Origin of the sequence: Pseudomonas sp. F1_0610, assembly GCF_047470865.1 — a bacterium.
GTDB lineage: Bacteria > Pseudomonadota > Gammaproteobacteria > Pseudomonadales > Pseudomonadaceae > JAZDRH01.
In genome coordinates this window covers 52,439-63,905 of sequence record NZ_JAZDRH010000019.1, presented here as the reverse complement: position 1 = coordinate 63,905, position 11,467 = coordinate 52,439, and the positions used below count along the sequence as shown (strand labels likewise).

Genomic DNA, 11,467 nt, shown 5'->3' with positions numbered 1-11,467 from the left:
TATTTGGCGTATGTATAGCTTGATGAAATGCTATTTAGATAAATATATTCTATTTATACTAAATATGTGATTTTGCGAAAAGCTAAAAAGTTGACTGTTTTTTAACCAATTTGAATAGGGGGAGGTTTTCTTGTAATTTACATCTGCGTTGGCGTTTGGCTATTTTTAGATAGCCTGTGGTTTTTTTGGAATAGAGCGCTTTATACTAAGTTTTAACCTTTGTCAGTTGGTGAGTGAAATATGGGGTTTAGAGAGTTTATTAGGGTTTTTGTTCGAGAGGTTAAGCTATACATACTTCCTATTTTTAATACTATATTGTCGTTATTTTTAGTTATGCTTACGCACAATTATGTAAAGGAAACTTGGTTTGCTCAGTTTGAGTTGTATTTTTCAGTGGTATATATTCTTGTTGGAGGTTTTTTTCCTGTTTATTATTATTTTAAATTCTTTCGAGTTGATCAAGAAAAGCTCGCTTTTTGGGTTCAGGGTACTATAAATAGCATTTGTGATGGGTATAATTCTTTCCATAGAGAGGAGGCCTCAGAATTAGATATAGCTAATGAATATTTGTTTAGGATTAGAGAAGATATAACTAAGTTAAATAAGCTTCCAATAAATAACCTAAAAGCGCATTATTTGCGTGACTGCTATAAAGAGTTGCTCTTATTGCTTACAGTTGCTGAGTATGATTTGATAACGATTGATAATAAACTCGATAGGATTAAAACCTTTAATTCCGATATAAGAAAGTTGTCTGTGAAATTGTATAGAACACCTGGCTCCTTTGTTGTTTGACCGTATTTATTGCCTTAAAATCTATTGTTAATCGATATTTTTTAACTAAAACACCTGTTACTGCTATATGGCTCTAAGATTGTGTTTCCAGAGCGAATAGCGATACATAGGCACTGAGTTCAACTCTGAAATGGAAAGGGGTTGGCTAAATTTTTGGTTTGTTGGATTCTTGCTATTGATGCATATTAAGGTGCTACCTAGGTTTATTGGTTAAATTGACTTCTGCTGCGCTAGAAAAATGCTGATGTGCATCTGGTGCACTATTTAAATTTAGGAATAATAGTCTATTTGATGTGTCAGTATGAATGAAATTAGTGATGTTTTAGCTATGTTAAGCAACGTTAACGCAGGATTTCGCCAGTTAGGCATTTTTATGCTGTGGGCTGCCTATTTAATACCTTTGTTAATAGGCATAAAGTATTGGTTATCAACGCTAAACAAATCTAAAGTATGGCGTTTGACGGGCTTTACTTATGTACTGTATTTATTTGCTGAGACAGTCACTTTTGTCGCAGTACAAGGGGTTTTTCAAGGTTATGAGTACAGCAGCTTGCGTATTAACTTGTTGTTAGGTGCGCATGGCGTTATTAGTGTGTTGGTCATTACTTATATAGCTACACGCGATATGACAGCACTTTAAGTAAGCGTGGAAAAACACTCCCGTAATGGATGGGTTAGGGTATAATGCGCCGCTTCTTGTTCCTTTCAGTATGTGAAACTGATCATGACTAGCCCTTCTAAGTCGCAAGACTTAATACTGCACCTTAATGATAAGCCACGCCCTTTGGTGGCATTTTTTGCAGCACTTCAGCATTTATTGGCCATTATTGTGCCGATAGTGACACCTGGCTTGCTTATTTGTAATGCTTTGGATGTTTCTACACGTGATACGAATATGATCTTGTCAATGTCTTTGATCATTTCAGGTATAGCGACCTTCTTGCAATGTAAAAAAGTGGGGCCTTTTGGGGCAGGTTTGCTGATTGTTCAAGGTACAAGTTTTAATTTCATCATGCCAATTATGACGATTGGCTCGCTTATGGTGGCTAATGGCACGCCAGTAGAACAGGTATTAGCTGCTGTGTTTGGTGTTGTTATTGCAGGTTCCTTTATTGAAATGGGGGTATCTCGCATTTTGCCGTGGGTGAAACGTTTAATTTCACCTTTAGTCACTGGCATAGTGGTGCTGCTTATTGGCTTGACGCTTATTAAAGAAGGCTTAATTAGCATGGGCGGTGGTTACCCAGCCATGGGGGATGGAACCTTTGCTAATGCCGATAATTTGATTTTATCTTGTACTGTACTAGGCATTATTATTGGATTAAATCGCTTGAATATTGTTTGGTTAAAGAGCGCTTCTATTCTTATTGCTTTGCTTGTTGGCTATGCTATTGCAGGCTATATGGGGCATCTGGATTTTAAAGGCATGCATGAATCACCTATCTTCCAAGCACCCTCTCCTATGCATTTTGGTATTGGTTTTTCTTGGTCATTATTTATACCTTTAATTTTTATTTATCTAGTGACCTCGCTAGAAGCCATTGGTGATATCACGGCAACCAGTAAAATTTCAAAGCAGCCAGTAGAGGGTAAAGACTGGATGCAACGTATTAAAGGCGGCGTATTAGTTAATGGCGCCAATTCATTTTTAGCTGGTTTATTTAATACATTTCCAAGCTCTGTTTTTGCGCAAAATAATGGTGTTATTCAATTAACAGGTATTGCCAGCCGCTGGGTGGGAATTTGGATTGCCGCATTATTAATTTTGCTGGGTTTGTTCCCTAAAATTGCCGGTATTATTCAGGCGGTTCCGCAGGCTGTATTGGGCGGTGCTGTGATTGTGATGTTTGGCTCTGTAGCAGCCTCTGGGATTAATATTTTAGCGGGCATTCAGTTAGATCGTCGTGCTTTGCTGATTATTGCTATTTCATTAGGTTTGGGTTTGGGGATTGCTCAGGTTCCTGATTTTTTAAAGCATTTACCTGAACTAGTGCGCAATGTTTTAAGCTCAGGGGTTGCTACAGGTGGCATTGCTGCCTTGTTATTAAATATATTACTCCCTGCTAAATTTGGCGATGACGATTCGCTTTAACTAACCCGTGCCTTGCTTTGTTTACTGCAAAGTAAGGCGTATGAGATTTAACCTTGCTTTTAAGGACTCCAATGCTGGCGTTTATTCGCGTTTTTATAATTGTTAGCTACTCAATTACGGTTTCTTTATTGGCATTGGTTTTTTGCTTATTCAGGCCAAGGCATCCTAATAATGCGGTGATTTTTGGCCGTATCCTTTCCGTTTTAACGCCTGTATTGGGGTTGCGTGTTGTTACGCGAGTACCGGCGTCTATTAAGAATCTTGGTTCTTGTGTCTATATTGGTAATCACCAAAGTAATTATGATGTACTTATGTACTCTTGTATTGTGCCTAGTGGTACAGTCAGTGTTGGTAAAAAGAGTTTGTTGTGGGTGCCGTTTTTTGGCTTGATGTATTGGGCAACAGGTAATGTTTTGCTGGATCGCAAAAATAGCGCCAAGGCACGTAGCACCATTGATCAAATTGCAGATCAAATAAAACAGCGGAATTTATCTATTTGGATGTTTCCAGAAGGCACACGTAGCCAAGGGCGTGGTTTGTTGCCTTTTAAAATGGGGGCCTTTCATGCCGCTATTGCAGCAAAAGTCCCAGTGGTGGCAGTTTGTATGTCTGAGACCTACCAACAAATTAAACTTAATCGCTGGAATAACGGCACTGTGATCTTGGAAATGTTAGAGCCAATATCTACAGAAAACTATACTGCAGACAGAGTAAGAGAGCTTGCAGCTAAGTGCCACCGGCAGATGGAAGATAAATACCAAGCATTAACTGAAGAAAAATTATCCATGTGATTTTTATAGTTATTGGTAAATTAAATAATAAAAGATTCTTGTTTAAAGCCTTTTTCGTTTACTTCTAAACACCAACCCAGTTTGTCCCAATCACCTAAAACAATACGTGTTAGTTGGCCTTGGGCTGTTTCTATTTGATGTGTCGCAGGGCGGTGGGTGTGGCCGTGAATTAAGCGAGTTACAGCATATTGCTGCATATACTGAATAACAGTGCTTTGGGTTACATCTGTTATTTGCGAGGCTTTCATGCGGGTGCGCTGCTTACTTTGGCTGCGCAAGTTGCCTGCTAGTTTGTTGCGAGTGCTTAAAGGCAAGTGGCGCAAAATAAATAAGCTTAATGGGTTGCGTAGCAGGCGGCGCATGCGCTGGTATTCATGATCGCTCGTACACAATAGATCACCATGCGAAAGTAATACTTTGTGCCCAGCTAGTTCAGTGACATAAGGGTCAGGTAAAAGTGAACATTGAGCCAATGTGCAAAATTCTTTGCCTAGTAAAAAGTCGCGATTACCATGCATTATGTAAATGCTAACGCCTTTTTGAGCTAATTCTGCTAAGGCAAGTGCAATGGATCTCTGGTATTGGCTCATAGCATCATCGCCAATCCAGACCTCAAAAAAGTCACCAAGGATATAGAGTGCTTGTGCTTGGCTTGCGCGTTGTTGCAGAAAAAGGAAAAACGCCGCTGTAAGATCAGGGCGTTCTTCGTGTAAGTGCAGATCAGAGATCAGTAAAATCACTCAATGATCTCAGCTGATTGAATAATTACATCCTCAACAGGTACATCTTGATGGCCTGCGCGAGATGTGGTTTCTACAGCTTTAATCTTGTTGACGATGTCCATACCTTCAACGACTTCGCCAAATACAGCGTAGCCCCAGCCTTGCATGCTTGGAGAACTGTAATTTAGGAAAGCATTATCATTTACGTTGATAAAAAACTGTGCAGTTGCTGAGTGCGGATCTGAAGTACGTGCCATTGCAATGGTGCCTACTTTGTTAGAAATGCCATTATCCGCTTCGTTTTTAATAGGGGCGTTGGTTGGCTTTTGCGTCATGCCTGGCTCAAAACCACCGCCTTGAATCATAAAGTTGCCAATTACACGGTGAAAAATAGTGTTGTTATAATGGCCATTTTTCACATACTGAATAAAGTTGGCTACAGTTTCTGGCGCCTTATCTTCAAACAGTTTTAAGGTAATGTCGCCGTAATTGGTATGTAATTTGATCATTCGCTCAATCCAATTGCTTTAAAAGGTATTGGGGCTGTCAGGTCGTTGACAGATTCAGGTATGATAAGCCCTTTATTGCATCCAGCCTACCCATTATGTGGGTTTTTATATTAATTAGGTATCTCATGAGTAAACCAGAGTCTTCCGTTACCGTTGCCGCTAACTTCCTTAAACCCATTGTAGAAGCTGATTTACAGTCGGGTAAGCATGCCAGCATTGTAACGCGTTTTCCGCCGGAGCCGAATGGTTACTTACACATTGGTCATGCTAAGTCTATTTGTTTGAACTTTGGTTTGGCTAAAGAATTTGGCGGCGTGTGTAACCTTCGCTTTGACGATACTAACCCTGAGAAAGAAGAGGATGAGTACATCCAAGCTATCCAAGAGGATGTTCAGTGGTTAGGTTTTCAGTGGCAGGGGGATGTGCATTATGCCTCAGATTATTTTGATCAGCTCTTTGCTTGGGCGCTGCATTTAATCAAACAAGGCCTAGCCTATGTCTGTGATTTAACGCCTGAACAAGCGCGTGAATACCGTGGTGATTTAAAGACACCAGGTAAAAATAGCCCTTATCGTGAACGTAGTGTTGAAGAAAACTTGGCCTTATTTGAGCGTATGCGCGCGGGCGAGTTTGCTGACGGGGACTGTGTTTTGCGCGCCAAAATTGATATGGCATCACGCAATATGAATATGCGTGATCCTATTTTGTATCGTATTCGTCATGCTCATCATCATCAAACAGGTGATAAATGGTGCATCTACCCAAGTTATGACTTTACACATGGCCAATCGGACGCCATTGAAGGTATTACGCACTCAATTTGTACCTTAGAATTTGAAGATCATCGCCCATTGTATGAATGGTTTTTAGAGCATTTGCCTGTACCTAGTCAGCCACGTCAGTATGAAATGGCACGTTTAAACCTGAACTACACTGTCACTAGTAAGCGCAAGTTGAAAAAACTGGTGGATGACAACCACGTTAGCGGTTGGGATGATCCGCGCATGTCAACTTTGCAAGGCTATCGCCGCCGTGGTTATACCCCAGCTTCTATTCGTAATTTCTGCGACATGATTGGTGTAAACCGTGCAGGTGGTATTGTTGATTTAAGCATGCTGGAGTTCTGTATTCGTGAGGACCTAGATAACAATGCAGCACGTGCGATGTGCGTGCTAAAACCATTGAAAGTTGTCATTACCAACTATCCAGAAAACCAAACCGAACAGCTTGAGCTAGCGCGTCATCCAAAAAATGAAGAAATGGGTAAACGGGTTATTCCGTTCGCACGTGAAATCTATATTGATGCCAGTGATTATGAAGAACAGCCACCTAAAGGCTTTAAGCGTTTGGTGCCTGGTGGTGAAGTGCGTTTACGGGGCAGTTATGTGATTCGCGCCGATGAGGCTATTCGTGATGCACAAGGCAATATTGTTGAGCTGCGCTGTACTTATGATGCAGAAACCTTAGGTAAAAACCCAGAGGGCCGTAAAGTAAAAGGCGTTATTCACTGGGTGCCAGTAGCTGAAAGCGTTGAATGTGAAGTGCGCTTATACGATCGCCTATTTAAAACGCCTAATCCAGATAAAGCCGAGGATGGTTCTGACGTTGAATCTTTCTTAGAAAACATTAATCCAGAATCTTTAGTAGTGCTAAAAGGCTGTCGAGCAGAACCATCTTTAGCGCAAGCTAAGGTGGGCGAAGGTTTTCAGTTTGAGCGAGAAGGTTATTTCTGTGTGGATAGCCGCGATAGCACGCCAGACGCCATGGTTTTTAACCGTACCGTAACCTTACGTGACTCATGGGGTAAATAATGGGGCTGTCCATCTATAATACGCTAACCAAGCAGAAAGAAGTTTTTAAACCGCTTAAAAACAATAGCGTGCGCATCTATGTTTGCGGTATGACGGTTTATGATTTTTGCCATATTGGGCATGCGCGCGTCATGGTTGCTTTTGATGTCGTAACGCGCTGGCTTCGCCAGTTAAACTACGATGTCACCTATGTGCGCAATATTACTGATATTGACGATAAAATTATTCAGCGTGCAGCAGAAAATGGTGAGGATTTTACAGCATTAACGGATCGTATGATTGCTGCAATGCATGAAGACGAAGCCCTACTTAATGTGTTACGCCCAGATATAGAGCCAAGAGCTACAGCGCATATCGAAGGCATGTTTAAAATGATTCAAACTTTGATTGATAAAGGCTTTGCCTATGCCCCTGGAAATGGTGATGTGTATTACCGTGTCCATAAGTTTGCAGGCTATGGCAAATTATCACGCAAAAAGTTAGATGATTTGCAAAGTGGCGCTCGCGTTGAGGTGGATGAAAGTAAAGAAAGCCCACTGGACTTTGTACTGTGGAAAGCAGCCAAAGCTGGTGAACCAAGCTGGACTTCACCTTGGGGGGAAGGACGCCCAGGTTGGCATATTGAGTGCTCGGTTATGTCTACTTGCTGCCTAGGTAATAGCTTTGATATTCACGGCGGCGGGCCAGACTTGGTTTTTCCACACCATGAAAATGAAATTGCGCAAAGCGAAGCCGCAACCGGCGAGCAGTATGCTACGAGTTGGATGCATGCTGGAGCAGTGCGCTTAGATGGCGAGAAGATGTCTAAATCTTTAGGCAATTTCTTTACTATTCGTGAGGTGCTGGAAAAATATCATCCTGAAGTAGTACGTTATTTATTGGTATCTAGCCATTACCGTAGCCCTATTAACTATTCAGAAGAGAATTTGCGAGAGGCGCGCTCGGCACTGGAGCGTTTTTACAATGCGCTAAAAGGCTTACCGCAAGCTGAGGCAAAAGGGGGCGAGAACTTTAGGCTAGGTTTTACTAAAGCCATGAATGATGACTTTAATACACCAGAAGCCTGTGCCACATTGTTTGAGATGGCTCGTGAAGTAAACCGCTTGCGCGAAACAGATATCAATGCCGCAGCGGAGCTAGCCGCGTGTATGAAACAACTGGCTGGTGTATTAGGCGTTTTGCAGTTACAAGCTGAAACATTTTTACAAGCGGGGGCTCAGGGTAAGCTGGATGCGGCTCAAGTAGAGGCTTTGATTGCTCAGCGCAATCAGGCTAGGGCTGATAAAAACTGGGCTGAATCTGACCGTATTCGTGATCAGCTAACAGCGTTAGGCGTTGTATTAGAGGACGGCAAAGGTAAAACAGGTTGGCGCTTAGCCGACTAATAGCTATTTTGTTTTTTTTAAATCAGCGATAATCGGTCTTTTATAGACCGATTAATCGTTTTAAAGCACTATGAGGCGCTATATGTCTAGCGTAATAAACGCTGTATCTAAAGGTTGTCAAACAGCGCTGCTCAGCCTGCTGACAGCTATTACTGCGCAGTCTGCACTAGCCAATGAAGACTATGATGAATATTGGTCATCAGGCGTGGAAAATACAGATCCATGGGAAAAAATTAACAGACCTATCTTTCAGTTTAATGACACGCTAGATACTTGGGTGTTAAAACCTGTGGCTAAAGGCTATCAATATGTCACGCCTAAATCTGTGCGTACAGGCGTGCGTAACCTATTTCAAAACGTGGGTGAGTTTCGTAATGTAAGCAATAGTTTATTGCAGGGCCGATTCCATCAGGCCGGCATAGGCACAGCTCGCTTTATGTTTAATACCACTTTTGGCGTTTTAGGTATTTTTGATGTGGCTACACCTATGGGGCTGGAACATACTAGAGAAGACTTTGGCTTGACTCTTGGCCGTTGGGGAGTACCTAGCGGTCCTTATGTGGTACTGCCCTTTTTAGGTTCTAACAGCGTGCGTGATGCGTCTGCACTTTTTGTTGATTTTTATACCTCACCTTATCCTTATATCTCTAATAAAGATCATGGTTGGATTGTGGCAGGAATTCAAACGGTTAGTATTCGTACCGATTTGCTCCCCGCAGAAAACCTGATTGTTGGGGATCGCTACATATTTATTCGTAATGCCTATTTGCAAAATAGAGAGTATTTAGTTAAAGATGGTGAAGTAGAAGACGATTTTTAAATTGAAAATGGTTTAAAAATACTGGGAAGCTAGCTGGTGTTCTGCAAGCATCAGCTTTTCATATGGAACAGGTAGCAGGGTGTGACAAATTGTCCCTTCAAGTGGTGACCTCCTAGGTTGCAACCAATATCGGATAATAGTACCTTTTGCGCCTTTAGACGAAAAAGCCATTGGCAAATACTATGCCCGAATCGAGCAGTACCCTATTAAAGCGCTCTCAGCCAGTTGGAAAGCAGCGTAATAACTTACAGCTATTGCAAGAGGACCAGCAGGCTGGGCAGATAATGCAGTCCATGATCCGACCGCAATCACCTTGGGTGGCTAATGACTTCGTTTTTACCAGTTTTGCCGCGCCTTCGCTCTATTTATCAGGCGATGCGGTTGACTATTTTTATTTGCAAGATGGACGCATTGCTTTCTATCTAGGTGATGTATCAGGGCATGGTACTGCTGCTGCTTTAGTCGGTATTTTATTGCAAAGTATGGTGCGCCAAACGTTTCTTAATGAACCTGATATTTCAGCGGTTACCCCCTCTTATGTACTACAAAGACTCAATACTGCATTGCTTAGTTATAATCTGACTAAGCATGTGACTATGGTTTTTGGTATCATTGACCCTTTGGTAAATGAATTGACGTGGAGTATAGCAGGGCACCTTCCACTTCCTGTGCTGTATGTGGATGGTAAGGCTCAGTATTTAGAAGGAAAAGGACAGCCTGTAGGCTTGTTTGCAGAAGCTTCCTTCAACAATGCCACTATGTCATTACCCCAGCAGTTTAGCTTAACTGTATTTTCAGATGGTGTATTTGAAGTCTTACCAAAAGCCGATTTAAGTGTTCATGAAATTGTTCTTCCTCAATGCGTGCAGGATGCGGGCGGGAAGCATGAGTCGTTAGTGAAAATCTTAGGGCTGGATAATTTGGTCGATATGCCGGATGATATCGCCATGCTGGTACTAAGCAGGAATCTTGCATGAGTAGTGGTAAAATACAATTTGCAGAACAAGGCTTTGCCTTTGTTTTAAAATTTACGGGTGATGTACGCCTTAACTTGTGTACCTCCTTAAATGAAACTATCCAACAAATAATCAATACCCATAATTTTAAATCAATTATTATTGATTTAACTGAAACAGATAGTATTGATAGCACTACTTTAGGCTTGCTTGCAAAATTATCTATTCTATCAAAAGTAAAGTTTGGCTATTTACCAACCTTGGTAAGTCTTAACCCTGATATTAATCGTTTACTAGACTCAATGGGCTTTTATCAGGTATTTAATATCGTGCATACCAATGGCCCTTGTGTTAACTGCTTAGATGATTTACCTGAGCAAAATCAATCAGAAGAAGATGTTAAAAAGCGAGTTTTAGAAGCACATAAAATACTTATGAGCCTTAATGACAGCAATCAAGAGGCGTTCAAAGATCTTGTTTCAGCTTTAGAAAAACATGATCCAGCATAGTATTTATAAGCCCGCTTAAGATACTCACTTACTCAATAAATAAGCTAGTTCATAAAGCGGACTTTTCATTATTAAAGCTGCTTGAATAAGAGCTCAAGTTTTTCCTGATCACGGGCAAACTGACGTATTCCCTCGGCTAGCTTTTCGGTTGCCATTGCATCCTCATTCATGTGCCAGCGAAATTGGCTCTCTATTAGCTTAACTTGTGCTTCGCCTGCTTGAGTAGCGTGCAGTTGAGGCGTTAACTCCATATTAGATTGGGCGAGTTGCTCGAGTAGCTCAGGGCTTATGGTTAAACGGTCACAACCAGCCAACTGTTGAATTTGTCCTAAGTTACGAAAACTAGCTCCCATAACAATAGTAGCGTAATGATGGGTTTTAAAATAACGATAAATGCGTGCTACAGATTGAACACCTGGGTCACTCTCTGCTGTGTAATCGGTACCATTATGTTTCTTATACCAGTCGTAAATGCGTCCAACAAATGGCGATATAAGATAAGCCCCAGCATCAGCACTGGCAGCAGCCTGTGCAAAAGAAAAAATTAAGGTTAGGTTGGTTTGTATTCCTTGCTTTTCTAAGCGCTCAGCAGCGCGAATACCTTCCCATGTTGCTGCAATTTTAATGAGTACACGATCATTACTAATGCCAGCAGCATTATAACGATCCATTAAACGCTTAGCGGTTGTATAAGTAGCTTCTTGATTAAAGGATAAGCGCGCATCTACTTCTGTTGAAATACGCCCTGGGATCACCTGCAAAATTTCTTTACCCACATCTACAGCAAACTGTTCGCAGGCGGCTGATACGTTCCCTACATTAGCTTGATAGGCTTGGCGTAGTAACTTGCTGTAGCCTGGCAAAGTTGCAGCTTTTAAAAGAAGGGATGGGTTAGTGGTCGCATCCTGCGGTTGTAGATGCGCAATCGCATCTAAATCGCCAGTGTCAGCCACCACAACAGTGTATTTTTTCAGTTGTTCTAATTGTGAGGTCATGGTTTAGCGTCTAACAGTTAATGGTACATTGAACATAACCGAGCTAAGCCTAACATCGCAATGCCTAGTGATAAATTATTTT

At 41.5% G+C, this 11,467-nt stretch carries 12 protein-coding genes; 9 read left to right on the top strand and 3 right to left on the bottom strand.

All coding sequences use genetic code 11. The annotated features are described in order from the left end of the window. Window positions 1–240: 240 nt before the first annotated feature. The 4 genes from VQ643_RS11415 (at window position 241) to VQ643_RS11400 (ending at window position 3,678) form a co-directional block, all read left to right on the top strand. A complete protein-coding gene (locus tag VQ643_RS11415) occupies window positions 241–795 on the top strand; it encodes a hypothetical protein (protein WP_414199911.1) in 555 nt (184 codons plus the stop codon). Window positions 796–1,096: 301 nt separating this feature from the next. Then, the gene (locus VQ643_RS11410; protein ID WP_414199910.1) at window positions 1,097–1,435 is read left to right on the top strand and encodes a hypothetical protein; all 339 of its coding nucleotides are present in this window, start codon (window positions 1,097–1,099) and stop codon (window positions 1,433–1,435) included. Window positions 1,436–1,519: 84 nt separating this feature from the next. Next, window positions 1,520–2,887 carry a nucleobase:cation symporter-2 family protein gene (locus tag VQ643_RS11405; RefSeq protein WP_414199909.1) on the top strand — a complete coding sequence of 456 codons (1,368 nt, stop codon included), beginning with the start codon at window positions 1,520–1,522 and terminating at the stop codon, window positions 2,885–2,887. A 71-nt stretch (window positions 2,888–2,958) separates the two neighbouring features. Beyond that, window positions 2,959–3,678, top strand: coding sequence for a 1-acylglycerol-3-phosphate O-acyltransferase (locus VQ643_RS11400; RefSeq protein WP_414199908.1), 720 nt, complete (start codon window positions 2,959–2,961; stop codon window positions 3,676–3,678). Window positions 3,679–3,698: 20 nt separating this feature from the next. Here VQ643_RS11400 and VQ643_RS11395 read toward each other — a convergent pair whose 3' ends face one another. Together VQ643_RS11395 and VQ643_RS11390 are read right to left on the bottom strand one after the other, a co-directional pair. After that, entirely contained in the window at window positions 3,699–4,418 is a 720-nt protein-coding gene (locus VQ643_RS11395) for a UDP-2,3-diacylglucosamine diphosphatase (protein ID WP_414199907.1), read from the bottom strand. Next, entirely contained in the window at window positions 4,415–4,909 is a 495-nt protein-coding gene (locus VQ643_RS11390) for a peptidylprolyl isomerase (RefSeq protein WP_414199906.1), read from the bottom strand. Before VQ643_RS11390 ends, VQ643_RS11395 begins: the two co-directional genes overlap by 4 nt. A 125-nt stretch (window positions 4,910–5,034) precedes the next feature. On the opposite strand from VQ643_RS11390, the gene VQ643_RS11385 reads away from it, so the two are divergent. The 5 genes from VQ643_RS11385 to rssC all read left to right on the top strand — a co-directional run bounded on the left by VQ643_RS11385 (window position 5,035) and on the right by rssC (window position 10,390). Next, window positions 5,035–6,720 (top strand): glutamine--tRNA ligase/YqeY domain fusion protein, encoded by a 1,686-nt coding sequence (locus tag VQ643_RS11385; protein ID WP_414199905.1) that lies wholly within the window; start codon window positions 5,035–5,037, stop codon window positions 6,718–6,720. Then, window positions 6,720–8,105, top strand: coding sequence for a cysteine--tRNA ligase (cysS, locus tag VQ643_RS11380; protein WP_414199904.1), 1,386 nt, complete (start codon window positions 6,720–6,722; stop codon window positions 8,103–8,105). The genes VQ643_RS11385 and cysS overlap by 1 nt, the downstream gene beginning before the upstream one ends. 70 nt (window positions 8,106–8,175) lie before the next feature. Next, on the top strand, window positions 8,176–8,925 hold the full coding sequence (locus VQ643_RS11375; RefSeq protein WP_414199903.1) for a VacJ family lipoprotein: 750 nt from the start codon (window positions 8,176–8,178) through the stop codon (window positions 8,923–8,925). A 182-nt stretch (window positions 8,926–9,107) separates the two neighbouring features. Continuing rightward, window positions 9,108–9,902 carry a PP2C family protein-serine/threonine phosphatase gene (locus VQ643_RS11370; RefSeq protein ID WP_414199902.1) on the top strand — a complete coding sequence of 265 codons (795 nt, stop codon included), beginning with the start codon at window positions 9,108–9,110 and terminating at the stop codon, window positions 9,900–9,902. Next, window positions 9,899–10,390 carry an anti-sigma factor antagonist RssC gene (gene rssC / locus VQ643_RS11365; protein ID WP_414199901.1) on the top strand — a complete coding sequence of 164 codons (492 nt, stop codon included), beginning with the start codon at window positions 9,899–9,901 and terminating at the stop codon, window positions 10,388–10,390. Before VQ643_RS11370 ends, rssC begins: the two co-directional genes overlap by 4 nt. Window positions 10,391–10,461: 71 nt before the next feature. Here the strand turns inward: rssC and tal are convergent, their stop codons facing one another. After that, the gene (gene tal, locus VQ643_RS11360; protein ID WP_414199900.1) at window positions 10,462–11,385 is read right to left on the bottom strand and encodes a transaldolase; all 924 of its coding nucleotides are present in this window, start codon (window positions 11,383–11,385) and stop codon (window positions 10,462–10,464) included. Window positions 11,386–11,467 lie beyond the last annotated feature (82 nt).